The organism is Lacicoccus qingdaonensis, assembly GCF_900101075.1.
In the GTDB taxonomy this organism is placed as follows: Bacteria; Bacillota; Bacilli; order Staphylococcales; family Salinicoccaceae; genus Lacicoccus; species Lacicoccus qingdaonensis.
Genome location: NZ_FNFY01000027.1, coordinates 1 through 25,401, shown reverse-complemented (window position 1 = coordinate 25,401; position 25,401 = coordinate 1). Strand labels below are relative to the sequence as shown.

The 25,401-nt window shown below is 44.5% G+C and carries 31 protein-coding genes and 2 riboswitches; of the genes, 24 read left to right on the top strand and 7 right to left on the bottom strand.

The genetic code is table 11. From position 1 onward, the window contains the following. Positions 1-246: transposase (locus BLR15_RS14480; protein ID WP_176754152.1), on the top strand; the 246-nt coding region annotated here is incomplete at its 5' end. A gap of 678 nt (positions 247-924) precedes the next feature. Then, positions 925-1,671: a type I 3-dehydroquinate dehydratase gene (gene aroD / locus BLR15_RS11585; RefSeq protein WP_176754151.1), complete on the top strand. Its 747-nt coding sequence runs from the start codon at positions 925-927 to the stop codon at positions 1,669-1,671. Between the two features lie 43 nt (positions 1,672-1,714). Here the strand turns inward: aroD and BLR15_RS11580 are convergent, their stop codons facing one another. Continuing rightward, complete coding sequence (locus BLR15_RS11580; RefSeq protein WP_092987695.1) at positions 1,715-2,032, bottom strand: thioredoxin family protein; 318 nt, start codon at positions 2,030-2,032, stop codon at positions 1,715-1,717. A gap of 143 nt (positions 2,033-2,175) precedes the next feature. Here BLR15_RS11580 and BLR15_RS11575 point away from each other — a divergent pair, with 143 nt between their 5' ends. The 15 genes from BLR15_RS11575 (at position 2,176) to BLR15_RS11505 (ending at position 14,486) form a co-directional block, all read left to right on the top strand. Continuing rightward, positions 2,176-2,529 carry an arsenate reductase family protein gene (locus BLR15_RS11575; protein WP_092987693.1) on the top strand — a complete coding sequence of 118 codons (354 nt, stop codon included), beginning with the start codon at positions 2,176-2,178 and terminating at the stop codon, positions 2,527-2,529. A 74-nt stretch (positions 2,530-2,603) separates the two neighbouring features. Further along, positions 2,604-2,984, top strand: a complete 381-nt coding sequence (gene gcvH, locus BLR15_RS11570; protein ID WP_092987691.1) for a glycine cleavage system protein GcvH — start codon at positions 2,604-2,606, stop codon at positions 2,982-2,984. Positions 2,985-3,050: 66 nt separating this feature from the next. Continuing rightward, on the top strand, positions 3,051-3,458 hold the full coding sequence (locus BLR15_RS11565) for a toprim domain-containing protein (protein WP_092987690.1): 408 nt from the start codon (positions 3,051-3,053) through the stop codon (positions 3,456-3,458). Next, positions 3,409-3,711 (top strand): thioredoxin family protein, encoded by a 303-nt coding sequence (locus BLR15_RS11560; protein WP_176754150.1) that lies wholly within the window; start codon positions 3,409-3,411, stop codon positions 3,709-3,711. The genes BLR15_RS11565 and BLR15_RS11560 overlap by 50 nt, the downstream gene beginning before the upstream one ends. Before the next feature lie 51 nt (positions 3,712-3,762). After that, positions 3,763-3,863: riboswitch (SAM riboswitch) on the top strand. 77 nt (positions 3,864-3,940) lie between these two features. Beyond that, positions 3,941-4,960 carry a methionine ABC transporter ATP-binding protein gene (locus BLR15_RS11555; protein WP_092987686.1) on the top strand — a complete coding sequence of 340 codons (1,020 nt, stop codon included), beginning with the start codon at positions 3,941-3,943 and terminating at the stop codon, positions 4,958-4,960. Next, positions 4,957-5,652, top strand: coding sequence for a methionine ABC transporter permease (locus BLR15_RS11550; protein ID WP_407927602.1), 696 nt, complete (start codon positions 4,957-4,959; stop codon positions 5,650-5,652). The genes BLR15_RS11555 and BLR15_RS11550 overlap by 4 nt, the downstream gene beginning before the upstream one ends. A 47-nt stretch (positions 5,653-5,699) precedes the next feature. After that, positions 5,700-6,596, top strand: coding sequence for a MetQ/NlpA family ABC transporter substrate-binding protein (locus BLR15_RS11545; protein WP_092987699.1), 897 nt, complete (start codon positions 5,700-5,702; stop codon positions 6,594-6,596). Positions 6,597-6,745: 149 nt separating this feature from the next. Then, entirely contained in the window at positions 6,746-7,090 is a 345-nt protein-coding gene (locus tag BLR15_RS11540) for a DUF4870 domain-containing protein (protein ID WP_092987682.1), read from the top strand. Positions 7,091-7,232: 142 nt separating this feature from the next. Beyond that, positions 7,233-8,135: a sulfurtransferase gene (locus tag BLR15_RS11535; RefSeq protein ID WP_092987680.1), complete on the top strand. Its 903-nt coding sequence runs from the start codon at positions 7,233-7,235 to the stop codon at positions 8,133-8,135. A gap of 256 nt (positions 8,136-8,391) precedes the next feature. Beyond that, positions 8,392-9,177: a Fe-S cluster assembly ATPase SufC gene (gene sufC / locus BLR15_RS11530; protein ID WP_092987678.1), complete on the top strand. Its 786-nt coding sequence runs from the start codon at positions 8,392-8,394 to the stop codon at positions 9,175-9,177. A 15-nt stretch (positions 9,178-9,192) separates the two neighbouring features. After that, the gene (gene sufD, locus BLR15_RS11525) at positions 9,193-10,509 is read left to right on the top strand and encodes a Fe-S cluster assembly protein SufD (protein WP_092987676.1); all 1,317 of its coding nucleotides are present in this window, start codon (positions 9,193-9,195) and stop codon (positions 10,507-10,509) included. A 22-nt stretch (positions 10,510-10,531) separates the two neighbouring features. Next, positions 10,532-11,755, top strand: coding sequence for a cysteine desulfurase (locus tag BLR15_RS11520; RefSeq protein WP_092987674.1), 1,224 nt, complete (start codon positions 10,532-10,534; stop codon positions 11,753-11,755). Then, a complete protein-coding gene (gene sufU / locus BLR15_RS11515; RefSeq protein WP_092987672.1) occupies positions 11,745-12,182 on the top strand; it encodes a Fe-S cluster assembly sulfur transfer protein SufU in 438 nt (145 codons plus the stop codon). Before BLR15_RS11520 ends, sufU begins: the two co-directional genes overlap by 11 nt. A gap of 21 nt (positions 12,183-12,203) precedes the next feature. After that, the gene (gene sufB, locus BLR15_RS11510) at positions 12,204-13,601 is read left to right on the top strand and encodes a Fe-S cluster assembly protein SufB (protein ID WP_092987670.1); all 1,398 of its coding nucleotides are present in this window, start codon (positions 12,204-12,206) and stop codon (positions 13,599-13,601) included. Between the two features lie 108 nt (positions 13,602-13,709). Further along, positions 13,710-14,486: a hypothetical protein gene (locus BLR15_RS11505; RefSeq protein ID WP_092987668.1), complete on the top strand. Its 777-nt coding sequence runs from the start codon at positions 13,710-13,712 to the stop codon at positions 14,484-14,486. Positions 14,487-14,556: 70 nt separating this feature from the next. Here the strand turns inward: BLR15_RS11505 and cyoE are convergent, their stop codons facing one another. Together cyoE and BLR15_RS11495 are read right to left on the bottom strand one after the other, a co-directional pair. Continuing rightward, positions 14,557-15,495 (bottom strand): heme o synthase, encoded by a 939-nt coding sequence (gene cyoE, locus BLR15_RS11500; protein ID WP_092987666.1) that lies wholly within the window; start codon positions 15,493-15,495, stop codon positions 14,557-14,559. 187 nt (positions 15,496-15,682) lie between these two features. Beyond that, on the bottom strand, positions 15,683-16,207 hold the full coding sequence (locus BLR15_RS11495) for a M15 family metallopeptidase (protein ID WP_143003976.1): 525 nt from the start codon (positions 16,205-16,207) through the stop codon (positions 15,683-15,685). Between the two features lie 233 nt (positions 16,208-16,440). Between BLR15_RS11495 and BLR15_RS11490 the strand changes: the two genes are divergently transcribed. Both BLR15_RS11490 and BLR15_RS11485 read left to right on the top strand, forming a co-directional pair. Then, positions 16,441-16,770, top strand: coding sequence for a GRAM domain-containing protein (locus tag BLR15_RS11490; protein ID WP_176754149.1), 330 nt, complete (start codon positions 16,441-16,443; stop codon positions 16,768-16,770). A gap of 62 nt (positions 16,771-16,832) precedes the next feature. Continuing rightward, the gene (locus tag BLR15_RS11485) at positions 16,833-17,387 is read left to right on the top strand and encodes a thioredoxin family protein (RefSeq protein ID WP_176754148.1); all 555 of its coding nucleotides are present in this window, start codon (positions 16,833-16,835) and stop codon (positions 17,385-17,387) included. Between the two features lie 8 nt (positions 17,388-17,395). On the opposite strand, the gene BLR15_RS13860 is transcribed toward BLR15_RS11485, so the two are convergent. Genes BLR15_RS13860 through BLR15_RS11465 form a run of 4 tightly spaced genes read right to left on the bottom strand, consistent with a single transcriptional unit; the run spans position 17,396 to position 19,629 of the window. Then, positions 17,396-17,659 carry a hypothetical protein gene (locus BLR15_RS13860; protein WP_143003975.1) on the bottom strand — a complete coding sequence of 88 codons (264 nt, stop codon included), beginning with the start codon at positions 17,657-17,659 and terminating at the stop codon, positions 17,396-17,398. An 11-nt stretch (positions 17,660-17,670) separates the two neighbouring features. Beyond that, positions 17,671-18,153 carry a hypothetical protein gene (locus BLR15_RS11475; RefSeq protein ID WP_092987620.1) on the bottom strand — a complete coding sequence of 161 codons (483 nt, stop codon included), beginning with the start codon at positions 18,151-18,153 and terminating at the stop codon, positions 17,671-17,673. Between the two features lie 10 nt (positions 18,154-18,163). Further along, on the bottom strand, positions 18,164-18,928 hold the full coding sequence (locus BLR15_RS11470; protein WP_092987618.1) for an ABC transporter permease: 765 nt from the start codon (positions 18,926-18,928) through the stop codon (positions 18,164-18,166). Next, a complete protein-coding gene (locus tag BLR15_RS11465) occupies positions 18,928-19,629 on the bottom strand; it encodes an ABC transporter ATP-binding protein (RefSeq protein ID WP_092987616.1) in 702 nt (233 codons plus the stop codon). The genes BLR15_RS11470 and BLR15_RS11465 overlap by 1 nt, the downstream gene beginning before the upstream one ends. A gap of 50 nt (positions 19,630-19,679) precedes the next feature. Between BLR15_RS11465 and BLR15_RS11460 the strand changes: the two genes are divergently transcribed. From BLR15_RS11460 to BLR15_RS14320, 5 genes are all read left to right on the top strand, one after another. Then, positions 19,680-20,528 carry a DUF72 domain-containing protein gene (locus BLR15_RS11460; protein WP_092987614.1) on the top strand — a complete coding sequence of 283 codons (849 nt, stop codon included), beginning with the start codon at positions 19,680-19,682 and terminating at the stop codon, positions 20,526-20,528. Between the two features lie 12 nt (positions 20,529-20,540). After that, positions 20,541-21,362, top strand: a complete 822-nt coding sequence (locus BLR15_RS11455; protein WP_092987611.1) for a sulfite exporter TauE/SafE family protein — start codon at positions 20,541-20,543, stop codon at positions 21,360-21,362. A 12-nt stretch (positions 21,363-21,374) separates the two neighbouring features. Continuing rightward, a complete protein-coding gene (locus tag BLR15_RS11450; RefSeq protein WP_092987609.1) occupies positions 21,375-22,694 on the top strand; it encodes a bifunctional metallophosphatase/5'-nucleotidase in 1,320 nt (439 codons plus the stop codon). Positions 22,695-22,739: 45 nt separating this feature from the next. Then, positions 22,740-22,904: riboswitch (Lysine riboswitch) on the top strand. 67 nt (positions 22,905-22,971) lie between these two features. Continuing rightward, positions 22,972-24,558 carry a Na+/H+ antiporter NhaC family protein gene (locus BLR15_RS11445; RefSeq protein WP_092987607.1) on the top strand — a complete coding sequence of 529 codons (1,587 nt, stop codon included), beginning with the start codon at positions 22,972-22,974 and terminating at the stop codon, positions 24,556-24,558. Positions 24,559-24,679: 121 nt separating this feature from the next. After that, positions 24,680-25,264, top strand: a complete 585-nt coding sequence (locus BLR15_RS14320) for a YutD family protein (RefSeq protein WP_245696774.1) — start codon at positions 24,680-24,682, stop codon at positions 25,262-25,264. Positions 25,265-25,401 lie beyond the last annotated feature (137 nt).

The window sequence follows — 25,401 nt, the reverse complement described above, 5'->3', positions numbered from 1 at the left end:
GGCAACTTGAAGGCGAATTTGTCGTTCCGCCGATTCTCGGTGCGGGGCGCACGCAAAGTCAAATTGGAAACCGGGCTGGCATTATTGGCCCTGAATCTAAGGAAGTTAAACGGAATGAAGCTGTCACATCTGAAAAATCACATAAAAAATGGCGATTCATCTCAATTAATCGATGAATCGCCATTTTTCTTAGTTTTCAGGAGCCTTTTTGTCCCAGCCCCTTTCTTTACGGCTTTGATCATGTGAGAAATTTGCTGCGCTATATGCAGGTGTTTGGGATGTGAGTTATGGCGTTTAGCCGGCTTTGGCGCTATATGCAGGTGTTTGGGACGTGAGTTATGGCGTTTAGCCGGCTTTGGCGCTATATGCAGGTGTTTGGGACGTGAGTTATGGCGTTTAGCCGGCTTTGGCGCTATATGCAGGCGTTCGTGACGTGAGTTATGGCGTTTAGCCGGCTTTGGCGCTATATGCAGGCGTTCGTGACGTGAGTTATGGCGTTTAGCCGGCCTGGCGCTATATGCAGGTGTTTCGCACATGAGTTATGGCGTTTATCTGCCCGTACCGTTATAATTGATGGTCTAAATTGATACTTGTGGCGGGAGACTGTTGAGCTACAGGGTTTTGTGTCATTAAGACGGGCAAAGAACAGGGTTTGAATTAACTATTAATGTCAATTATGTAAAGTGTTGATTTAACATAAGTAAAACTTATCTTTAAACTTAACTTTTTCACTGAAAAATAGTGAGCATTTTAACATTATCTTAATAATTAATGGGTATACTATAACCATAAACATTAAATTGACCATTCCCCTTTGGTCAAGTCCCCTTACCCGAAATCCTTCCCCTGGGATTTCGGGTACTTTTATTTTCAGGCAAGTATGTGTACAATGAAGCAAATATCAACTTGACTGGCGGGATGGGAATGAACATTAAAAACATTGAAATATACGAAGGTCTGCCGAAAGTGGTTGTGTCCATAAGCGGTACATCTTTTGCTGATATACAGAAGGAAATCGTGCAGGTGAAGGAAAATACCGATGCGCTTGATATTGTGGAGATCCGCAGTGATGCGTTTGATAATATGAGCCGGTCGGAGCACTTGAGTCTTGTGAATGAAGTCTGCAAAGAGTTGTCCGGGCTTCCGGTCATCTATACATACAGAACGTCCCATGAAGGCGGCAGCGGCTCCAAATCCTACGCGGAATATAAAGATCTGCTGACGGACGTCATTACAAAGTGCGATATCGACATCATCGACATTGAATTTATCACCGGCGGCAACGTTATTTCGGATATTGTGGACTGTGCTGCTGAACATGGCAAAACGGTCCTCCTCAGCCATCATAATTTCAAAGAGACGCCGCGTCTTGAAGAGATGCAGAAGCTGTTGTATAAAATGCACAGTGCGGGCGGAGAAATTTTGAAGCTGGCGTTTGCACCGAATGACGCAGATGATGTAGTCAACATGCTTAAAATAGTGAAGATCGGCAAAGAAGCAATCGGCAATAAAGTCATCGGCATCTCAATGGGGGAGTCTGGCAGGATGACACGTCTTGCAGGCGGTGAGTTCGGCTCCTGCATGACATACGGATATATTACGAAAAACACAGCACCCGGCCAGGTGCATGCAGCGAGAATCAAAGATGCGCTGAAAGCGTATGAAAATTAAAAATGTCCAAAGCATTCAACTGGATGCTTTGGACATTTTCATTTTACAGATTTTCTTTTAAAAACTTCCTGACATCGCCCGGTGATTTGGCGTTCAACGGATGAAGATGTGCGGTCTTTCTGCCTTTTTTAAAAATCAGGAGTCCCGGAATGCCGGTGACATCATTTTCATCTGCGGCGGTCGGTATTTCATCACGGTTCAGTTCGTACCAGTCCATGTATCTGTATTCTTCCATGATCGGTCTGATGAAATGGTTCAGTGCACTGCAGTCCGGGCACCAGTCCGCATAAAATTTTATGATGACGGTATCATGGCTTCGAATGATCTCTTTATAATCATTGTATGTCCTTATCGCATCCATCAATTTCCCTCCTGGCCGTATTTTATAAATCATCTTAATATTACCACTTAAATATTGTAGAATGGAAGCAAGGGAAAAATAATATGAATACCCGGCAGACTATCGGGTATAGAATGATGACTGACTATCTATGGAGGTACCGGATGATTACTTTTTACGAATATTCCAAGTGCACGACATGCAGAAAAGGCAAGAAATTTTTAGAGGAGAACGGTGTGGATTTCAAAGCGCACGATATGGTGAAGGAGCCGCCGTCAAAGGAAACGCTGAGGCAGATCGTTGAAAAGTCCGACCAGGACATCAGCAAGTTTTTCAACTCCAGAGGCAAGAAATACAAAGAACTCGACTTGAAGAATAAACTGCCTGAGATGTCCGATGACGAAAAACTTGATATTTTATCTTCGGATGGCATGTTGATAAAAAGACCGCTGGTCGATGCGGACAGCCGTGTACTGCTTGGTTTTAAAGAGGCGGAGTACAAGGAAGCACTTTTATAGTTATTAAGCTTGAGATACTTTGTGAAATATGTCATTATATAATTGTATAGATTATTATGAGGAGGTTTTCTGTTATGGCATTACCAAACGACTTAAAGTATTCAGAAGATCATGAATGGGTAAAAGTTGATGGAAATACAGTAACTATCGGAATCACTGATTTCGCACAAGGTGAACTTGGAGACATCGTTTTTGTTGAGCTTCCTGAAGAAGGCGACGACTTGACTCAGGGCGAATCATTCGGCAGTGTAGAATCAGTTAAGACAGTATCTGAACTGTACGCTCCATTGAACGGTAAAATCGTTGAAGTGAACGAAGAGCTTGAAGACAGCCCAGAGCTTGTTAACGAGTCACCATATGAAGGAGCATGGATGGTAAAAGTTGAACTTGAAGACACATCACAATTAGATAACCTGTTAGATGCTGACGGCTACAAAGCGGTTATCGAAGCATAATTTTATGAACTCTAGACATTGTCTAGGGTTTTTTTAAAATAAAATAAAACTCCAAGGGTGATGGAAATGTATCTTTCTGATAAAGTACTCATTGTTGAAGGTAAGACTGACAAACGCCGTATCGAGGAAGTGCTTGTAGAACCGGTGCAGATCATCTGCACATTTGGTACAATGGGAGTCTCAAAACTTGATGAGATTTTGGAACAGCTTGACGGCTCTGATATTTATATTTTATCGGATGCCGATAAGGAAGGCCGCAAAATCCGGAAGTGGTTCAAAAAACACCTCAGTGAAAGTACCCACATATATATTGACCCTAAATTTGGAGAAGTCGGCAGATGCCCAAGGGACTACCTCGCAAACCTTCTGATGCGTCATGGTTTTTATGTCGACACGAGCTTGATTATGAAAGGTAAGTTTTATGATGAAAGAGCAGTTAGAGACACAGGATATATACAATCTTATTCATTCTGAAGAAAGATTCATTCTATACGGGTATGCGCCGATCTGCGCAAACTGCAAAATAGCGGAACGCATGCTTGACCTGACACAGGAAATTATAGATTTTGAATATACATCAATCAATTTAAATTTCCATGTGGATTTCATCAATGATTATAAAATAACATCCGCACCTGCGTTGCTGATATTTGAGAATGGGAAACTGAAAGAAAGTGTCTTTCGTTTCGAATCAGTCACTAACCTGTTGAATATACTCAGAGATTAGTATTGACGAAAAACGGTACTGATGATATTATGATTCACAATCGAATAAAAACTCTTATCAAGAGTGGTGTAGGGAAGTGCCCGTTGATGCCACGGCAACCGTCTTAATGACAAGGTGCCAAGTCACTGAATCGGTCGATTCAAAGATGAGAGGCTGAATATAGAACAAGCCTACTCATTTCATACCAAGTGAGTAGGCTTTTAATTTTTAATAGTTTGGAAGATGATCAATGATAGATATTTTAAATGTAAATAAAAACTACAGTACGAAGTCTGCTGATATCACTGCAGTGGATGATGTGAGCCTGCATATAGAAAGCGGCGAGATTTTCGGTGTCATCGGATATTCAGGTGCCGGAAAATCCACTTTGATCCGTCTTCTGAACGGTCTGGAAGAACCGACGTCAGGTGATATCACCATCGGTGATGATACGATCAACAGACTGTCCAAAAAGGACCTTAGGCAGAAAAGGCAGAAAGTGTCGATGATTTTCCAGCATTTCAACCTGCTCTGGTCCCGGACTGTTGAAGAGAACATCAGCTTTCCTCTTGAAATTGCGGGTGTCCCAAAAAAGGAACGTAAACAGCGGGCGCAGGAACTGATTGAGCTCGTCGGTCTGAAAGGGAGAGAGAAAAACTACCCGAGTGAATTGTCGGGCGGTCAGAAACAGCGTGTCGGCATCGCAAGGGCACTGTCCAATGAACCGACGGTACTGCTCTGTGACGAGGCGACAAGTGCACTCGACCCGGAAACAACGGACGAGGTGCTTGAACTGCTGCGGGAAATCAGGGATGAAATGAACTTGACGATTGTGCTGATTACACACGAAATGCATGTCATCAGAAAAATATGCGACCGTGCGGCTGTCATGCAGGACGGCAAGGTCGTTGAAACAGGCAAGGTGCTCCAGTTGTTCCAGAACCCGTCACACAGCGTGACGAAACGTTTTGTCAAAGATGATATCAACGACGAGGAAACGACCCTCGCCCTTGATGAAGTGAGGGAGCTGTTCCCGGATTCAAAAATACTTAAAATAGGATTCGTCGGCAGCAAATCCAAAACACCGGTCGTCTCCAGAGTAATCAAGCAGTTCGATCTTAATATGAACATACTGTCAGGGAACATCAAACAGACGAACAATGAATCATACGGTCACCTTTATGTGGCGATGGAAATTGACAGTGAGACACTGCAAAAAGTGATCGACGCGCTTGCCAATGACGATATTACAGTGGAGGTGGAGAAATAATGAATGAATTTTTCCAGGCCTTCAGTGATATGTTCAGTTTTGAAAATGTCAAATGGGACGTTGTATGGGAAGCAACAGTCGACACCATTTATATGACAGCAATCGCAACGTTCTTTACATTGATTATCGGGCTTGTTCTAGGCATCATACTTTTCCTGTCCGATAAGAGCGATAACACGGGGAGTCAGCCGGTCTACGGCGTTACTGCCTTTCTCGTCAATCTGTTCAGGGCGATACCGTTCATCATTTTAATCATATTGCTGATTCCGTTTACAAAAGCGATCATGGGCACCATCATGGGCGTTCAGGGTGCACTGCCTGCCCTTATTATCGGCGCATCACCGTTCTATGCACGTCTCGTTGAAATCGGCCTTAAAGAAATAGACAAAGGCGTCATTGAAGCGGCCGAATCGATGGGGGCAAACACATGGACGATCATCTGGAAAGTGTTGATCCCTGAATCCATGCCCGCACTGATTTCAGGCATCACGGTGACAGCCATCATGCTGGTCGGTTCGACGGCGATTGCAGGCGTCATCGGCGCAGGCGGTCTCGGCAACCTTGCCTATATGGTCGGGTTTACACGCAACCAGAGTGACGTCACTTTAGTCGCAACAATAGTAATACTGATCATTGTCTTCATCATTCAGTTTGCAGGGGACTTCCTCGCAAAAGCTGTCGATAAGAGATAATGATCATATATTATAAATAAAATACTGTTAGAGAGGATTGGATGTACATGAAGAAATTTTTACTGTTTTTAGCTTTATCGGTTTTTGCAGTCGTTCTTGTCGCATGTGGCAGCGGTGAAGAAGAAGGGGCTGAAGAAAGTGCGGATACAGGTGAGGAAACTGAAGAATCTGCTGAAAACGGGCAGGATTCATCTGAAGAAGCATCAGAAGAAGGCGGCACATTATCAGTTGCTGCATCACCGGCACCGCACGCTGAAATTTTAGAAGAAGCGGCAACCATTCTTGAAGAAGACGGCATTGAGCTTGACGTGAATATTGTCAATGACTATACAACACCAAACCGTCTCCTTGCTGATGAAGAAGTGGATGCAAACTTCTTCCAGCATACACCTTACTTAGATGGTGAAGTCGAATCACACGGTTATGATCTGGTATCAGCAGGCAACGTACATATCGAGCCGATGGCTGTTTATTCCCAGGATTATGACGCTCTGGAAGACGTTCCGGACGGTTCTACAATTCTTGTATCGAATAACCCTGCTGAAGAAGGCCGCTTCCTGTCATTCTTTGTTGATGCAGGCTTAGTGGAAATCGAAGAGGGCATTGATATTGAAAATGCGACATTCGATGATATTACTGAAAACCCGCACGACTTCGATTTCAACAACCAGACAGCACCGGAATTATTGGTTGAAATGTACAATAATAACGAAGCGCCTGTCGTCATCATCAACTCTAACTTCGCACTTGACGGCGGACTGAGCCCGGTTGATGACTCAATCGCAATCGAAGACGGTGATTCTCCATATGCCAACCTTGTTGCTGTACGTTCAGGCGATGAGGAAAGAGAAGACATCCAGAAACTGATGGAAGTGCTTCAGGGTGATGAAATCAAACAGTTTATTGAAGATAACTATGAAGGTGCAGTCATCCCTGCAGAATAGTATGAATAAAGACCACTGTGAATCTGATGATTTACAGTGGTCTTTAATTTTTTTACACGAAGTATGTATGTTAAAATTAAATTGTGAAAACGCTATATAAATGGTATGATTACACTAAGAATATAAATAGGAAAAGGGGAGGGTAATTAATGACACAGAACACGCAGAATTATAAGGCAGGCTATGATTCGTCACTCGTCCTTGTTTCGTATATTTTAGCGATATTTACTATGATTGTCGGTCCGCTGCTGATATGGGCATTGAAAAAAGATGATGATCCCGAAACGGCAGAGGCTTTAAGACATGTTGCAAACTTTGGAATCAGCTATACGATTTACGCATTTATCGCATGGCTGACGACTGTAGTATTGATCGGTTTCGTCCTTGGACCGATTGTTCAGGTTGCGATGATTGTATTCATCGTCATTGGTATCATTAAAACTATGAATGGTGAATCTTACAAACCGCCGTTCACACTGGATATCATCAAGTAAATACTGGTTGAACGGAAGCCGGATGCTTAAAGAGCGTCCGGTTTTAATTTTTTAAATAAAGAACCATATCTTTTCAACAACGTCCTGTTATGTGTTATATTCAAATCATAGTAGTTAAATATGATTTGAGAGGGTGCTTTAATTGTCAGATAAAAACACGAAGTTTGTTTCAACAGAATGGTTAAATGAGCATTTGGAAGATGAAAATTTAAGGATAATAGATGCGACGACATTTTTACAGATTCCTGAAGAGGGCGGCTATTACGATGTATGGAGCGGTAAGGAAGAGTATGATAAAGAACATATTCCCGGCGCAGTATTCGCAGATTTGAAAAATGATTTTTCTGATGCGGATGCATCATACAATTTTGCGGTCATCCCTCATGATGAGTTTGTAGAAAAAATAAAAGAGCTCGGAACCACTGATGATTCCTTTGTAGTGATTTACGACCGCGGGGCGATGGTAGGGGCTGACTTTGAAGCTTCTGACTGGGCATCGCGCTTCGCATGGCAGCTGAAATTTGAAGGATTCGACAATATCGCGATACTTGAAGGCGGCTATGAAAAATGGAAGAGAGAGAATCGTCCGGTGACCGATGAGGTGAATACACCTGAAAAAGGAAATCTGAATATAGAGCGCAGACCAGAGCTTTATGCGAGTAAAGAAGATGTTTTAAACGCCATCGATGATGATAGTGTCATCATACTGGACAGTCTGCAGCCGGAAAGTTATAACGGTACGGCGGACACGTATGCACGTCCGGGACATATTAAAGGTGCGGTCAATGTCTTCTTTGGTGATTTGGCTGATTCTAATACCGGAGAAATCTATGATGACGAAAAATTAAAGAAGAAGTTTGAAGCAGTCGGCGCGCTTGATGAAGATAAGAAAGTAATCACTTATTGTGGAAGTGCAATCGCAGCGACATGGACGCAGTATCTTCTGAATAAGCTCGGCCAGGAAAATGTGGCTGTGTATGACGGGTCTTTATCAGAGTGGGCGGTTGATGAAAAATTACCAATGGAGACTAATAATTCAAAATAATATCGTCAATTTGACGAGGAAAGTATTACAACCTGGATGATTACTGAAATCATTTAGGTTTTTTAATTCTCAAAGAATACCATTTCCATTTAAGCCGTGATTCATACTTTAATATGAGGGGATTCCCTTTAATATGTTTCGTTTTTAAGGTATAATAAGGCAGTATGAAACATACTCCATATCTTTGACTATAGATTAGAATTATTATAAACTAGTGGAGTATGGAAATAATATTTTCTAATTGGAGGATAAGTAAATGACTTCTGTTCTGGAAATCAAAAACTTACATGTCGAAATAGACGGTAAAAAAATTTTAAAAGGTGTCGACCTGACACTGAAGCAAGGCGAGATTCACGCAGTAATGGGACCGAACGGTACCGGTAAATCCACTTTGGCACAAGCGATCATGGGTCACCCGCGTTACGAAGTGACACAAGGTGAAGTAATTCTTGATGGTGAAGATGTACTCGAAATGGAAGTGGACGAGCGTTCAAAAGCAGGTCTTTTCCTTGGAATGCAGTATCCATCTGAAATCTCAGGTGTGACAACTTCAGACTTCCTGCGTTCTGCAATCAATGCTCAGCGTGAAGAAGGCGATGAAATCAACTTAATGCAGTTCATTAAGAAATTAGATAAAAACATGGAATACCTTGAAATCGATCAGGATATGGCTACACGTTATCTGAACGAAGGGTTTTCAGGCGGTGAGAAGAAGAGAAACGAAATCTTACAGCTTATGATGCTGGAGCCTAAGTTCGGCATTCTGGACGAAATTGACTCAGGTCTTGATATTGATGCGCTGAAAGTTGTTTCAAAAGGTATCAACAAATTACGCGGCGAACAGTTCGGTTCATTGATCATCACTCACTACCAAAGACTTCTCAACTACATCTCACCTGACTTTGTACACGTCATGATGAGAGGTAAAATTGTTAAATCCGGCGGTAAAGAACTGGCTGAACGCCTGGAAGCGGAAGGTTATGACTGGATTAAAGAAGAATTAGGTATTGATGACGTAACTGTAGAATCTGACGTTAATTAAGACAGGAGGATCATAATGGCTACTGTATCTAATGAATTAATTTTAAATGCAGATGAAGTCATTCAGCGCGCAACTGACCGCGGTGAATCAGACTTTTTAATCAATAAAAAGAAAGAAGCACTTGAGCTGATCGAAAATATCGATATGCCGAAACCGGATAAGACGAACATTAAGAGATGGGATTTCTTCACTATGTCCGAGCCGGTTGTCGACAGCAGTGTTTATAACAGTCTTGAAGAGCTGCCTGAATCGGTAAAGGCACTTCTTGATATTGAAAATACTAAAAATATATATGTTCAGCACAACAACACGCCTGCTTATCTCCAAATTGATGAAAAATTGAAAGATAAAGGTGTAATCATAGAAAATATTGTCGAGGCGACTCACAATCATCCGGAACTGGTTGAAAAATACTTCATGCAGGATGGCGTAAAAGTTGATGAGAACAAACTCACAGCTTTCCATACTGCAATGCTTAACGGCGGTCTGTTCGTCTATGTTCCGAAAGATGTTCACATCGAAGACCCTGTGCAGATGGTTTTACTTCACGACGATGAGAAAGCATCCCTTATCAACCACGTATTGATCGTGGCGGATAAAGGTTCTGAAATCACTTATGTTGAGAACTATTTATCCAACGTTGAAGAGACTAAAGAACAGATCAACATCGTTTCAGAAGTACTTGCTTTGGATAATGCTAAAGTGACGTACGGTGCGGTTGACGTTCTTGCTGAAGGCATGACTGGTTATATCAACCGTCGCGGTATCGCTTCAGACGATGCAACAATCGACTGGGCGCTTGGTCTGATGAACGATTCAAACGTCATCAACGATAACACGACTTATCTGATGGGCGACCGTTCGAATTCAGATCTTAAAACAGTAACAATCGGACGCGGACAGCAGATCCAGAACGTTACGACACAGATTATCCACTACGGTAAAGATTCAAACGCACATATCCTGAAGCACGGTGTGATGAAGGACAGTGCCACAAGCATCTTTAACGGTGTCGGATATATCAAACACGGCGGTACACGTGCCGACGCACAGCAGGAATCACGTATCCTTATGCTGAGCGACCGTGCACGCGGTGATGCAAACCCGATTCTTCTCATCGATGAAGATGATGTCACTGCAGGTCACGCAGCATCGGTCGGCCGTGTTGATCCACTTCAGCTGTTCTATCTGATGAGCCGCGGCATTTCTCAGGAAGAGGCCGAAAGACTTGTCATCCACGGTTTCCTGGATCCGGTTGTTAAGGCACTGCCGATCGAATCAGTCAAAAGACAGCTTAAAGAAATTATCGAGATGAAAATTTTATCGAAATAAGTCTTAAAGGGGTTTTTCCCACATGGATATAAATGCTATCCGCAAAGATTTTCCAATCCTTAATCAAAAAGTTCATGGCAACCCTTTGATTTACCTGGATACTTCAGCAACGAGCCAGTCACCTGTGCAGGTGACTGACGCGATGAGTGAATACTACAATGAGTACAATTCCAACGTCCATAGAGGTGTCCACACACTGGGAACGAAAGCGACGGACGGTTATGAACAGGCCCGCATGAAAGTCAGAAGCTTCATCAACGCAAAGCGTTATGAAGAAATCATCTTTACTCGCGGAACAACAGCTGCGATCAACCTGGTTGCCCGCAGCTTCGGCGATGTGAATATTTCAGAGGGAGATGAAATCGTCGTCACTGAAATGGAGCACCACGCCAATATTGTACCTTGGCAGGAACTTGCAAAACGCAAAAATGCCAAACTTGTTTTCATTCCACTCGAAGAAGATGGTACGATTAAGTTAGAAAATGTCGAAGCGGTAATGACAGATAAAACGAAAATTGTCGCAGTCACTCATGTCTCGAATGTACTCGGTACGATCAATGACATTAAAAGTATTGCGGAAATCGCTCATAAACATGATGCATATATTACTGTAGACGGCGCGCAGTCAGTGCCGCACATGAGCGTTGATGTACAGGATCTGGATGTGGATTTCTACGCATTCAGCGGCCATAAGATGCTGGGTCCGACAGGTATCGGCGTACTTTACGGCAAAGCTGAAATACTTGATAAAATGGAACCTATCGAATATGGTGGAGATATGATCGACTTCGTAGATTTGAGAGAATCTACATGGACTGATCTGCCGGTCAAATTTGAAGCGGGAACACCGATGATTGCCGAGGCAATCGGGTTATCGGCAGCGATTGACTATATAAATGAAGTCGGTGCTGATGAAATTCTCAGCTACGAACAGGAACTGGTGAAATATGCCTACGATAAGATGTCCGAAATCGAAGGTATAGAAATATACGGTCCTACAGAAGAGCGAGCCGGATTAATCACATTCAATTTAGACGGCGTACATCCACATGATTTGGCAACTGCGCTGGACTCAGATGGCGTTGCAGTCAGAGCCGGGCATCACTGTGCCCAGCCGCTGATGAAGTTTTTAGGCGTGTCATCTACAGCCAGAGCAAGTTTTTATCTATACAACACGAAAGATGAAATTGACTTTTTCATCGACTCACTGAAACGTACGAAGGAGTTTTTCACACATGAATTTTAACAATTTGAACCAGCTGTATCGTTCAGTCATCATGGATCATTATAAAACACCGAGAAACAAAGGTGTCATAGATGATGGTACGATGACTGTAGATATGAACAACCCGACATGTGGTGATGCAATTCGTTTAACATTAGACGTTCAGGGTGAAATCGTCGAAGATGCTAAATTTGATGGTGAAGGTTGTTCCATCTCTCTTGCAAGTGCATCTATGATGACTGAAGCCATTAAAGGCAAGTCGATAGGGCATGCGCTGGAGATGAGTGAAGAATTTAGCAAGATGATGCTTGGCGAAGATTACGATATTTCAGAAGAAGATGGGGATATAGAAGCATTGTCCGGGGTAAGCCAATTCCCTGCACGTATAAAATGTGCGACGTTAACCTGGAAAGCGCTGGAAAAAGGCGTTAAAGAATCCGGACAGTAATATTTAGAAGGAGTGATAGTCATGGCTAAAAACGCACCAGAAATAGAAGATTATAAATATGGTTTCCATGATGAAGACGTTTCAATTTTCCGTTCAGATCGCGGATTGACACCTGAAATCGTCAAAGAGATTTCGAATATGAAAGAAGAACCACAGTGGATGCTGGATTTCCGCCTGAAATCATTGCAGCATTTCTACGACAGACCTATGCCTATGTGGGGCGGGGATTTATCAGAGTTGAACTTTGATGAGATCACTTACTACGTTAAACCGTCAGAACAGACAGAACGTTCATGGGATGAAGTACCTGAAGAAATCAAACTGACTTTCGATAAATTAGGTATTCCAGAAGCAGAACAAAAATACCTTGCAGGTGTTTCTGCACAGTATGAATCAGAAGTTGTCTACCACAATATGGAGCAGGACCTTGAAGATAAAGGTGTAATCTTTAAAGATACAGATGCTGCACTTCGTGAAAACGAAGACCTGTTCAGAGAGTACTGGGCAACTGTGGTGCCTCCGACAGATAACAAGTTCTCTGCATTGAACTCAGCTGTATGGTCCGGCGGATCATTCATCTACTGCCCTCCTGGAGTTAAACTGGATTCGCCTCTGCAGGCTTATTTCCGTATCAACTCTGAGAACATGGGTCAGTTCGAGCGTACGCTGATCATCTGTGATGAAGGTTCAAGCGTCCATTACGTTGAAGGTTGTACGGCACCTGTCTATACAACAAACTCACTGCACTCTGCAGTTGTTGAAATTATCGTTAAGAAAGATGCATACTGCCGTTACACGACAATCCAGAACTGGGCAAACAACGTTTACAACCTGGTTACAAAACGTACTTTCGTTGATGAGAACGGAACTATGGAATGGGTTGACGGTAACTTAGGTTCCAAGATTACAATGAAATACCCTTCAATCTTCCTTAAAGGTGAAGGTTCACGTGGTATGACATTATCAATCGCTCTGGCTGGTAAAGGCCAGCTGCAGGATGCGGGTGCGAAGATGATTCACCTGGCACCGAACACATCTTCTACAATTGTATCCAAGTCCATCGCCAAAGGCGGCGGTAAAGTTTCTTACCGTGGACAGGTACACTTTGGAAGAAAAGCGGATAATGCAAGATCAAACATCGAGTGTGACACTCTGATTTTGGATAACGAGTCCACTTCGGATACGATTCCTTACAATGAAATCCTTAATGATAACATTTCATTGGAGCACGAAGCGAAAGTATCGAAAGTATCGGAAGAACAGTTATTCTATTTGATGAGCCGCGGTATCGGTGAAATTGAAGCGACAGAAATGATTGTTATGGGCTTCATCGAGCCATTCACAAAAGAACTGCCGATGGAATACGCGGTAGAGATGAACCGTCTGATTTCATTCGAAATGGAAGGTTCAATCGGTTAATAGATAAATTCAAAGAGGCTGTCATTTATGACAGCCTCTTTTTTGTGCAGAAATATTCGTAAGGGAAGTGAACTTATAGTAGGATGAAGGCAACGGGAGGTGGATCATATGAATATTATGATGGGCATAGTCTATTATGTGATCATCGCCTGGCTGATATTGAAAGGGCCGGATCATTTCAACCGCAGTGAAATAAAGAAAACATACCAGCCCCGTGATGATGAATCTGTCCACACACCGCAGGAAGTCATAAAAATGTATGAAGCGGGAAATATGAATAAGGCGATGGCCTACCAGCTGATTGACCAGCAGACTTTCATGGTCTTCCATAAAATGTTGGACAAAGAACCTTTGCTTGTATACGAAATGGCGAATGGTTTTTTCAACAGGCATTCCATTTCCAATGTTGCACACACTTTGAAAATAATCGGCTACTGCCATATCATCTTTACCCCGCATGGCCTGGAGAAGGGGACACCGCAATCGATGATCAGGATGGGGCCTGCATTGTTCCGCAATAAAATGACGAAAAGCGTCTTTTTGGGCATTACGAGAAGAATGTTCGTTTTCCTCTCGTTATTCACAGTAATCGCCGCAATACTGGCCGGTGATTTGATGTTCGCCCTTGAATTTCTGCCGTTTGTCCTTATTCTGACATTGATCAGCTATACTGTGTATATTCTCAGGGAATTATGGCTTTATATCAGGCAAAACAGGTTCTCATTGAAAACTGCCGGAGAGATGGGCTTTGATATGGACGATGCCGACTATTTACGGAGGTATTTAAGGAAATCGCTCTTCAGGTTCATCGTACTTCAGTTCATCCTTACCATTTTCATGTTCGTCTTGACTCTGTGGATGCTGGTTGCATTCAATGCAAGCTGAATCATCACTTTCGGATGATTGATTAAATTAATAAAACCCCCTGTGGAATGGGGGTTTTATTATGTAAAAGTTATGCAGCGACACCTGGATATGTCATCAATATCATGACGGCAAAGATCAGTATCAGATAAAACAGTGAATAACGGAGATTGAGCTGTGACCACCTTGCAACATCTTTTGTTCTGAAGCCCTGTATACCGATGACCATCCATATGATGCTGAGTGTCAGTGTAACGATGAAGAATATGATGCCCATTTCACTAAAAAGAAGGAATGGAAACGGCAGCAATGCAATGATATAGATCAGCATCTGCCTGACGGTCAGCCGCACTCCGGACACTACGGGCAGCATGGGTACGCCTGCCTGTCTGTAATCATCCAGGCGTTTTATCGCGATGGCAAGTGTATGCGGAATCTGCCAGATGAACAGCAGATAGAACAGGGAAACCGGTATGATATGAAAGGCAGGTGCGATGACCGACCAGCCGATCAACGGTGTGAAGGCACCGGAGATGCTTCCGATGATTGTGTTCACAGTATATCGCCGCTTTGACCAGAATGTGTAGAGCACCACATAGAAGAACCAGCCGAGAAATGAATATATGGCCGCTTCGGCAGTGGTCAGCATCATGATGCCCATTCCGAGGATGGTTGCTGCGATTCCCGCATAGAGTACATAGCGCAATGGAAATGCACCGGTCACGGTCGGCCGGTTCTGTGTGCGTGACATCTTTTTATCAAGATCGGCTTCAAACCAGTTGTTGAACATCAGTGCTCCTGATATGACGAGTGTGCTGCCGATCAATGTCAAAGCGAGAGTGCCCAGATAATCTGTGAAACGCTCTCCTGTAAAATAAAGAGCAAGCCAGAATGCTGTAAAGACAGGGAGCACATTTGCGATGAGCACTTTGCCTTTCAGCAGATTTTTTATATTGATCAGAAAGTCTGTAAGTTTGGATGTGCTTTCTGCTTGTGATTTATCTTTAGCGGATAGTTGTTCATTCTTCAAAAATATTCCCTCACAAAAATTTATATTCGGCAAGGCCGATGCTGGAAATGTCCATTATACATTATACCAGTTAAGGATGTATTTGGCTTGTCCATGATATTACAAATGAAAGAACAAAATCAATATACGAAAAAACATCCTGAAAGATCAACTTTCAGGATGTCATTTATTCATATATCATTTCATATCAATCGGCGAATTGGTAATAGCCCTGGCTGTGCCAATACTGAAGATCGGCAAGTGACATGCCGTAGTCAAGTTGCAGGTGAGGCATGTCGACGAACGCTTCCCAGTCGCCGCCCCATGTGAAGCCGACACTTTTAGCTATGTTGCCGACATCTTCCCAGTCAGGCACCCCGTTGCCGTTGGCATCGCGTTCAAGACTCCACTGTGCATTACCGTATGCATCAGTCAGAACGAAGTCGATTGCGAGGCCGAAGTTATGATAGGACTGTCCGCTCCGTGCATTCGTCACTACCGGACCGGGTGATGTACGTCCCTGTTCAAAAATTGCGTCCTGGCTGTCAAAGGAACGGTAGCCGTCAGTATATCTGATGAGGATCCCCTCATTGGCAGCAATCTGTTTAACAAGTTCCGCTTTTTCTACAACGTCCGGGTGCAGACCGTAGTACACGGAATCGGACGATTCACTGGCTTCCGCTTTATTACCGTATGTAAATGCGGCAGCAAATAAAAGCGATAAACCAATCATAATGCCTGAAAATCTCTTGAGTGAATGTTTCAAATATTATGTCCCCTTTCACAAATCTGTTACATTCCAACCGTAACACAGGGAACTTTTAATATTGGCAATATTAACAGGATGAAACTGAATTGTAATTTCAGCGTAATCTTTAAGTTAAATATAGTGAATATATGTAAGATTCTGCTAACTCAAATGTGTTATAATATTTATTGGAGATTCAATAAGAGAGGACGTTTATTTTGGCTGAGAATATCATAAAAAGAGGCACGGCAAATTACTGGCACGGCATACATTCCGTAAAAGGGCAGATGTTTCTGACTGCGACCCGCCTGATCCACCAGCCGCGCCTGATGCAGGTGAAACGCACCGAAACCGTCATTATGCTGGAAGATGTCAAATCCGTGGAAATAGTCAACAACATGCTTGGTAAAATTCCGATTCCGAACGGTCTCAGGGTGACGACAAAAGATGATGAAGTATTCCAGTTCGTTGTCAACCGCCGTAAAAACTGGCTGAAAAAAATTGAAAATGCAATAGCTGCATCACCTGAGGAACCTGTGGGCAGATAACTAAGAATATATATTGATTATGGTAAAATTGAAGTGATGAGATCACTTTAGGAGGAATGACTGTGAATTTGAATAATTGGTTTGAGAGCGGCATCACTTTCGAAGAGTATGAAAAAGGTCTGACAGACCATGAAAAGAACTATAATAAGATCTATGATAAATTTACGCTTCCCGATGATGAAGAATTTTTAAAGCAGATGAGAGACAGCAATCTGAGAACGATCATCATTGCGGAACCATGGTGCGGCCACTGTATGATGAATCTGCCGATATTTAAAAATCTGGCGGAGAAGACGGATACGAAAACGCGTCTATGTCTGAGAGATACACATCCTGAGCTGATGGATGCTTATGAAACGGGCGGTAAACGTGTCATTCCAATCTTCATCTTCATAGATGAAGCGGGTAATGAATTCGCCAAATGGGGGCCGAGAGCGCCGGAGACAACGGAAATTCAAAAAGAAGTGCTGAAAGACATGCCTGAAAAAGGCGCACCGGACTACGACGAAATGTTCAAGGTCAAAGTGAAGGAACTCTCATCAACATTCGCAGGCAAGGAAGAATTATGGCAGGCGATTTATCAGGATATGAAGAAAACGATTAAGACCGCTCTATAAAATAAAGGTCACCACTCCACTGAAAAAGTGGATGCGGGTGACTTTTTTTGGTTGGAGGGCTTTATTTTTAAAGAGTGGAGAGAATGCCGCTGTTCAGATAGGTGCTGAATACTTTCAAACTGAATGGCAACAGCCGCAAAATGTGCAGACAGCCAGAAAAACTTTTCTAACTGCACATCTCTGGGCATCAAATGTGAAGATAATCCAAAAATCAGCGCTATCTGCACACCAGGACCATTAAAATGTGCAGACAGCCTGAAAATATGCGCCATCTAAACAGCGATCACTCATACTTCATATCCGAGCCGTAAACATCGAGGTTATGGAAGTCCACGGACTCTGTCTTCACGTAAAAGACTGCCGGATTGGCGACTTCTGTACAGGCGATATCGTCCGGATCGGCTTCACCTGCAGCGACAGGTGTCAGTTCGAACATGAATTTCAGCAGTCCGTCATCATCTTCGATGGAGACGAGGCTGAAACCGCATCCGTTTTCCGTAATGGATACTTCAAACAGCAGCTCTTCTTCAAAATCGATATCGTCTGCATCGATGTCGACACCGCTCGCTTCGGCTGATGTTCTCAGCAAATCTTCGTCATGGATGAGCTCGGCGCCATTTTGAAAACCTTCGCCGGCAACGGTCTGGGACCGGTCGAGGACTTCGAATTCGACGTCGGTATCCGGCTCGGAATCATCTCCGGAGCAGCCTGCCAAAAACAAGAGCATCAAGCCCAGTAAACTGTTAAATAAGATTTTTTTATTCATAGAAAGGCACCTACTGTTCTGATTGTGTGAGCCCCAGGTACTGGAGTCTCTCATTGAATAGTTTCGGGTAGGATAAGTATCCGACCATGACGGAGGCCATCGCGGCTGTCGTCAATATGAGGAACAGGATCAACAGCTGGTACATGACCGCTTCAAATGGGTCTGCGCCGCCGATGATCAGTCCGCTCATCATGCCGGGGAGCTGGACGAGCCCCATCGTCTTCTGTGCTTCGATTGTCGGTATCATGCTTGTTCTGATCGATGACTTCAAGCTTCTGGAAACCGCATCTTTCGGTTCGCCGCCGAGTGACAGGATCAGTTCGACGACTTCTTCGCTGTGGTTCAGCTCATCCTTGAATTTGTTCAAAAAGAGCAGTGACAGGACCATACAGTTGCCGACGACCATGCCGCTGATCGGGATAATCTGTTCGGGTTCTGCAGGGATGATGCTGAAGCCGAGAAGGATGCCCATGGTCACCGCTTCAACAACAACGAGTGTGAATATGATGATCATTGTAATGCCGGGGATGCCGGACCCTTTTTTAACGACGTTCTGGCTCGCTGCTGCAATCATTAAGAGTATCATCAAAATGATGAAAATTGCGGAATCACTTTCAAAGACGAATGTCAGTATGTATCCGACAATGAGCAGCTGGATGATTGACCGTACCGTGGCGATGATGATGTCCTTTTCAAGGCCGAGTTTCAAATACAGTGCAAGCGCGATCGGTATGGCGACAAATATCAGTGACAAGGCAAGCTGTGCAAATGACATTATTTCTCCCCCCTGACGAACGCCTGTATTTCAGGGTTCTCCGATTTCTCAATAAACTCCGCCGGCCCCTGCTCGAGCAGTTCTCCGGACCGGAGGAACCACATATCATGGCTCACTCTTTTGGCCTGTTCGAGATCATGGGTGACCCAGATGACGGTGATGTCCATCTCGGACTGCATGCGCTGCACAAGCCTTTCGATTTCCCTCACAAGAACATAGTCCAGACTGGATGTGATTTCATCGAGGAGCAGCACTTCAGGTTCATGGACGCATGTCCTGGCAAGTGACACACGGCTCCGTTCGCCGCCCGATATATCCCTGACCTCACGGTCGAGAAATGATTCGTGCAGATCCACAAGTCCGAGCAGCTCCGCTGCACGGTCACGGCCGAGAGTCTCTCCATGAATGTCTGAAGGCAGGTTCAAATTGTCATAAACCGTGCCGTCGATCATCGGCGAGCTCTGAAACGCCATGCTGATGCTCTTTCTGAGCCTGGTGATATCATAATCGAAAATATTTTTGCCCCTGTATAAGATTTCGCCAGTATCGGCGGACAGGAGGCCGTTTATCATCTTCAGACATGTCGTTTTACCGGCGCCGCTCGGGCCGACGAATGTCGTGATCTTGCTTTCTCTGAGCGTGCCGGATATATTATGAAGAATGTCATTATGGCTGACATTGTTAAATTCTAAAATGTCCATTATAAGTTTCCTCCCATGAATATATGGTAAAATAATAATAAGGTGATTCAATGATATATATCGGTTTGACAGGCTGGGGAGACCATGAAGATCTTTACACCCACCTGACTAATAAAAAAGATAAATTAATTACATATTCAAGTGTTTTCCCGATAGTTGAACTGGATGCCACATACTACGCAATACAGAGGACATCGACGATAGACAAGTGGTGCAGAGAAACACCGGAAGATTTCAAATTCATCGTCAAGGCGCACCAGTATATGACCGGCCACAGCGACTACAGAACGGATTACACATCAATCAAAGAAGTTTTTAAAGTATTCAAGGATATGTTACACCCAATGGCAAAACAAAACAAACTTGGATTCGTATTATTACAGTTTCCCCCGTGGTTTGACTGTACAAGTGAGAACATACGCTACGTAAAATTTGCAAAGACGATGCTCGAACCTTACAAAGTGTCTGTGGAATTCAGAAACCAGACATGGTTCAAAAGTGAATATAAGGAAGAGACGCTGTCGTTTCTGTACAACAATGATATCATCCACAGCATCTGCGATGAGCCGCAGGCCGGCATCGGGAGCATCCCGTTCGTCAACCGGGTGACCGACAGCACCGCTTTCATAAGGCTGCACGGCCGGAACGTCCATGGCTGGACGCAGAAGGATCTCACCTCGGAAGAGTGGCGGAATGTGCGCTATCTTTACGACTACAGTCAGGAAGAGCTCGAATGGCTGAAGCGGCAGGTGGAAATACTCAAACATAAGACGAAGGATATTTTTATTGTTTTTAATAATAACTCTGGAAGACATGCGGCGGGCAATGCACAGAATTTTATTGAAATGATGGACATCAGATACACCGGTCTGTCACCAAAACAAATGAAATTATTTTAAGGGGTAGTGCATATGGAGTATCTAATGTTGATATTGATCGGTCTATTTGCAGCTGCTGTCGGTTCACTTGTCGGTATCGGCGGAGGCGTTATCATCGTCCCGCTGCTGGTTTTTTTCGGTATAGATAACGACATTATTTCAAATGTCACACCACAGTCCGCTGTCGGCACGTCGAGTGTTGTTCTGATATTCATCGGGCTGACCGCGATGATGTCCTACGGGCGCAGTAACCAGCTTGACCGGAAGAACGGCATGCTTTTCCTGTTCGGCATCATCCCGGGTGCGCTTGCCGGGTCATACTTAAGCGATGTGTTCACGACGGAAAGTTTCAAGTTGTACTTTGGCTTATTCCTTATATTTTTAAGTGTCCTTTTAATGGTTAGAGACAGGATCAAGCCTCTGAACATTTTCCAGGATGAACGTTATGTCAGGCCGCACGTCGACCACATGGGTAACGTGTACCATTACGGATTTCCGCCCTATATCGCAGTCATCGCAAGCTTCATCGCCGGTCTGACGGCCGGGCTGTTCGGCATCGGCGGCGGTGCGATCATGACGCCGATGATGCTGATGCTGTTCCGAATGCCGGCATCGATCGCCATCGGGACGAGCATGCTGATCGTCTTTTTCGGTGCACTGTCCTCCGGGGCGGGCCACCTGCTTCAGAATAACGTGAATTTCCTGCATGCGGCGTTTCTGGTGCCATCGGCCTTTGTGGGTGCTAAAATAGGTGTGTATCTCAATCAGAAATTCAATTCCGATACGGTGATCATCGCACTCAGGACAGTACTTTTACTGCTGGGCTTATATATGATCATCCAATCTTTTCTATAGGAGAGTGACAGCATGGAAATCAAACTCTTTCATACGAACGATATCCACAGTCATTTATATAACTATTTAAAAATAAAGAACTACTTGACGCACCAGAAAAGAAGATATCGTGAGAGGATGGTCTATCTAGACCTTGGTGACCATGTGGACCGCTCCCATCCATATACGGAGGCGACACTGGGAAAAGGCAATGTGAATCTGTTGAACCAGGCAGGATGTGATATCGCGACAATTGGCAATAATGAAGGCATCACACTGGAAATCAATGATCTGAAAACTTTGTATGACGATGCGGATTTCGATGTCGTCTGTGCAAATCTGCTTGAAGGCGGCAAAAAGGAACCGTACTTCAAACCATATGTCATAAAGGAAATAGACGGCATCAAATTTGGATTTATCGGCATCACGGTGGAGTTCACCCCTTTTTACAAAGCACTCGGATGGAATGTGTCCGATGCGTTCGAATGGGTGGAGAGATGTGTCGATCAGCTGTCCTGCCAGGTGGACTGCCTCGTTTTGATGAGCCATCTCGGCAAGTATGACGATGAAACGCTCGCGAACCGCTTCCCTGAAATAGATGTCATTCTCGGTTCGCATACCCACCATCATTTTGAGAACGGTGAAACAGTCGGTTCCGTATTGATCGGGGCGGCGGGCCGGTTCGGAGACTATCTCGGTGAAATCACATTGACGTTCGACGGGAAGGCACTGGTGGATAAATCGGCACGCCTGATCGATACGGACCTGCTTTCGCACGTGGACGACCCTTATTACGAACACGGCAGGGACCTGATGAGGGAAAATATCATCAAATGGAATACCGCACCGGTGCCGAGACATTTATTTCACACGAGCCGCTTTATCAGCCGTCTGGCATATATGATCAGGGATTTCACAGATGCGGATGCGAGCATTATTCATACCGGGCTCATCGCGAAAAGTTTCGAAGGCGGTACATTGTCCGAGTATGAACTGCATAAGGTGCTACCGCATCCGATCAACGTCGTGAAGATCAAGCTGACGGGCAGGGAGCTGAAGGAAATCTTTAATCAGTCGATGCGCCATGAATTCCGAGACGATATCGTCCGCGGCATGGGATTCAGAGGCGATATATTCGGAACATTCGTCACGGATAATATCGGCTATGTGGAATCGAAAAGAACGTATTATATCGACGGGGAACGGATCAAGGAGTCGGAGACCTACACACTCGGCACGCTCGATATGTATACGTTCGGCAGAATTTTCCCGCAGTTCAAATCAGCGAAGAAGATCTATATGATGCCGGAATTTCTAAGGGACATAGTCAAACTGTACAAAGAAGATTTATAGTTGATGAAATCTGCAGTTATGCTATAATATTAATGTTAATTGAATAGAAAAAGTAGAGGTTGCGATCATTATCAGTACAGATGGCGAGCAGGCATGCGTCAGAACCATCTGGAAAGGAATGATCGCCGAAGGATAGTTTCGGCGGAAGATATCCTGGGACCGGGTTGAATAATCCCGGTACTGTCATTATGTTGATGCGCTACACGAATATATATCTTGTCACGTGGCTGTTCATAATGTCCACGTGACTTTTTTAATTTTTTAGGAGGAAATACATATGGAAAGTTTTTTATCATGGGAATATATGCCGCTCATACCGCCGCTGTTGACCCTTGTACTCGTCGTTCTGACGCGTAAAGTCGGCATCAGTCTGGGTGCGGGGATCATCACATCCGCTTTCGTCGTGGCCGGCGGCAGCATCACCGGCTCCCTCGGTCTGGTGTGGGAAGCGTTCATCGGCATTTTCATCGCTGATGGCGCAATCAATACTTGGGAAGCGTTCATTCTGATCTTCCTGACGATGCTCGGTATCATGACAGCATTCATGAACATGTCCGGCGGCGCGAGAGCATTTACCAGCTGGGCGCTTGAAAAATTCAGGACGAGAAGGATTGCTGGGCTTGCTACAGGATTTTTGGGCATCATCATTTTCATAGATGACTATTTCAGTGCACTCATCACCGGACAGGTCGCACGGCCGCTGACAGATAAATATAATATTTCCCGGGCAAAGCTCGCATATTATGTCGATACGACCGCATCCCCGGTCTCCATGATCGCTCCGATTTCAAGCTGGGGTGCAGGAATAATGGGACTTGTCGCACCTTTGCTGCTTGCAGCGGGATTGACGGACATTTCACCATTCCAGGCGTTCATCTATATGATTCCGATGAACTTCTACGTCATTACGGCGATGATCATGATGTTCATCGTCATACTGACGCGTTTTGACATCGGACCGATGCGTGAACAGGAAAGAAAAGCGATCGTCGACGGCGTGGTCGTCGATGAAATGAGAGAAGTTCCCGGAGACACGGATGAAGAGTTGCCGAGTGTCAACAACAGTTCCGCTCAGGCGCTGCTTGTTCCGATGATCGGCCTTGCAGTGACCGTCATCATCATGATGTTCATCACAGGCGGGCTTGAAGCGGGCTCATGGTCTTTATTCTCAATACTTGAAAATACACTGGTGACACACAGTCTGATCGCCGGCGGTATCGTCGGGCTTGTACTCAGCCTGTTCTATTACTTCAGATACACTAAGACGAATGATGCATTCGGAGCGGATAAAATCTGGCTCGGCATAAAAACGGGATTCAAGGCGATGTTCCCGGCAATGCTGGTGCTGACACTCGCATGGATCATCGGTAACCTGATCAGCCAGCTCGGCACTGGCGACGTCCTTGGTGCGATGGTCGAAAACTCCAACCTGCCTGTGAGCCTGCTGCTCGGCGTCGTGTTCGTGGTTGCATGTATCATGGCACTCGCGACAGGTACGAGCTGGGGGTCATTTGGGATTCTGATTCCGGTGACGGGTGAGATCATGATTTCACTCGGCGAAACCGGCCTGCTGCTGCCGTCACTTGCCGCAGTGCTTGCCGGTGCGGTATTCGGCGACCACTGTTCACCGATTTCCGACTCGACCATCCTGTCATCGACAGGGGCCGGAAGCAACCACATCACACACGTACTGACACAGCTGCCGTATGCGTTACTGTCAGCAACAATCGCACTGGTGGGCTATATCGTCCTTGGTTTCACATCCAGCGTATGGCTGTCACTCCTTGTGATATTCGCATTGCTCGCTGTTGTCGTTATCGTGTCAAAAGCGGTTTATAAACCAATTGAAAAACCGGCACAATAATAAATGAACCTCTTCAGCTGAAGGGGTTTTTATTTTATAGAAATACTCAGCAGCCTCAATTTGTGATAGTATGAAAATAAACACAGATGTGCGATGAATTAATGAGAGGTGAGCATTGACCATGATTACGATTGATCATATGAATTTTGAACTGATGGAAAATTATCGGGATGCTTTTGATGAAGAACAGTTCAAGGGGAAATACAGCGAGGTTTTAAACAAATATGATTATATCGTCGGTGATATCGGTTATGAAAAATTAAGGCTCGCCGGTTTCTTCAGGGATAATAAGAAAAAGGTCGAGCGCGACAAAAAGTACAGCGCCATCGAAGACTATCTGAACGAGTACTGCAACTTCGGCTGTGCCTACTTCGTGCTGCGCAAAGTGACCAAGGCAGAGATAAAAGAAAAAGAGCTTTCCGCTGATGATCGGGAAGGGAACGTTACTGATGTGGAGGAAGTGCCGGGAACGACGCCTCGCCAGGAGCAGGCTGCTGCCGGTGAACCGGAGGCGCCGAAGTCCGGAAGTGACAAAGAAGTGCGGGAAAGAACCAAGCTGGAAACAGATTGGAAGAAAAAGAGGAAACCGGAGCAGCCCCGTCAGAAAAGTACGCAGCAGAAACAGAGAAAAGATGAGAGTCATAACGAAACTACAAATAAGACACCGCAAAATAAAACCTTCGCCTCCTTCCAGCGGGGCAGATAGAACGGTAAAAGAGAAGAGAGCCCTGGTTGCCAGGGCTCTCTTTTTGCATGTTGATGATGTTTTTTTCCGGCGCCTGCTCACTTAGGTTGATATTTAATGCTGAGTGAGCAGATTTTGTGTTAGCCTGCTCACTTAGG

What these genes read in the sequence shown, in the direction of transcription:
- aroD (WP_176754151.1), top strand. Translation starts at nt 925, where the DNA reads ATGAACATTAAAAACATTGAAATATACGAAGGTCTGCCGAAAGTGGTT.
- BLR15_RS11580 (WP_092987695.1), bottom strand. Translation starts at nt 2,032, where the DNA reads ATGGATGCGATAAGGACATACAATGATTATAAAGAGATCATTCGAAGC.
- BLR15_RS11575 (WP_092987693.1), top strand. Translation starts at nt 2,176, where the DNA reads ATGATTACTTTTTACGAATATTCCAAGTGCACGACATGCAGAAAAGGC.
- gcvH (WP_092987691.1), top strand. Translation starts at nt 2,604, where the DNA reads ATGGCATTACCAAACGACTTAAAGTATTCAGAAGATCATGAATGGGTA.
- BLR15_RS11565 (WP_092987690.1), top strand. Translation starts at nt 3,051, where the DNA reads ATGTATCTTTCTGATAAAGTACTCATTGTTGAAGGTAAGACTGACAAA.
- BLR15_RS11560 (WP_176754150.1), top strand. Translation starts at nt 3,409, where the DNA reads ATGAAAGAGCAGTTAGAGACACAGGATATATACAATCTTATTCATTCT.
- BLR15_RS11555 (WP_092987686.1), top strand. Translation starts at nt 3,941, where the DNA reads ATGATAGATATTTTAAATGTAAATAAAAACTACAGTACGAAGTCTGCT.
- BLR15_RS11545 (WP_092987699.1), top strand. Translation starts at nt 5,700, where the DNA reads ATGAAGAAATTTTTACTGTTTTTAGCTTTATCGGTTTTTGCAGTCGTT.
- BLR15_RS11540 (WP_092987682.1), top strand. Translation starts at nt 6,746, where the DNA reads ATGACACAGAACACGCAGAATTATAAGGCAGGCTATGATTCGTCACTC.
- sufC (WP_092987678.1), top strand. Translation starts at nt 8,392, where the DNA reads ATGACTTCTGTTCTGGAAATCAAAAACTTACATGTCGAAATAGACGGT.
- sufD (WP_092987676.1), top strand. Translation starts at nt 9,193, where the DNA reads ATGGCTACTGTATCTAATGAATTAATTTTAAATGCAGATGAAGTCATT.
- BLR15_RS11520 (WP_092987674.1), top strand. Translation starts at nt 10,532, where the DNA reads ATGGATATAAATGCTATCCGCAAAGATTTTCCAATCCTTAATCAAAAA.
- sufU (WP_092987672.1), top strand. Translation starts at nt 11,745, where the DNA reads ATGAATTTTAACAATTTGAACCAGCTGTATCGTTCAGTCATCATGGAT.
- sufB (WP_092987670.1), top strand. Translation starts at nt 12,204, where the DNA reads ATGGCTAAAAACGCACCAGAAATAGAAGATTATAAATATGGTTTCCAT.
- BLR15_RS11505 (WP_092987668.1), top strand. Translation starts at nt 13,710, where the DNA reads ATGAATATTATGATGGGCATAGTCTATTATGTGATCATCGCCTGGCTG.
- BLR15_RS11495 (WP_143003976.1), bottom strand. Translation starts at nt 16,207, where the DNA reads ATGATTGGTTTATCGCTTTTATTTGCTGCCGCATTTACATACGGTAAT.
- BLR15_RS13860 (WP_143003975.1), bottom strand. Translation starts at nt 17,659, where the DNA reads ATGGCGCATATTTTCAGGCTGTCTGCACATTTTAATGGTCCTGGTGTG.
- BLR15_RS11475 (WP_092987620.1), bottom strand. Translation starts at nt 18,153, where the DNA reads ATGAATAAAAAAATCTTATTTAACAGTTTACTGGGCTTGATGCTCTTG.
- BLR15_RS11470 (WP_092987618.1), bottom strand. Translation starts at nt 18,928, where the DNA reads ATGTCATTTGCACAGCTTGCCTTGTCACTGATATTTGTCGCCATACCG.
- BLR15_RS11465 (WP_092987616.1), bottom strand. Translation starts at nt 19,629, where the DNA reads ATGGACATTTTAGAATTTAACAATGTCAGCCATAATGACATTCTTCAT.
- BLR15_RS11460 (WP_092987614.1), top strand. Translation starts at nt 19,680, where the DNA reads ATGATATATATCGGTTTGACAGGCTGGGGAGACCATGAAGATCTTTAC.
- BLR15_RS11455 (WP_092987611.1), top strand. Translation starts at nt 20,541, where the DNA reads ATGGAGTATCTAATGTTGATATTGATCGGTCTATTTGCAGCTGCTGTC.
- BLR15_RS11450 (WP_092987609.1), top strand. Translation starts at nt 21,375, where the DNA reads ATGGAAATCAAACTCTTTCATACGAACGATATCCACAGTCATTTATAT.
- BLR15_RS11445 (WP_092987607.1), top strand. Translation starts at nt 22,972, where the DNA reads ATGGAAAGTTTTTTATCATGGGAATATATGCCGCTCATACCGCCGCTG.
- BLR15_RS14320 (WP_245696774.1), top strand. Translation starts at nt 24,680, where the DNA reads ATGATTACGATTGATCATATGAATTTTGAACTGATGGAAAATTATCGG.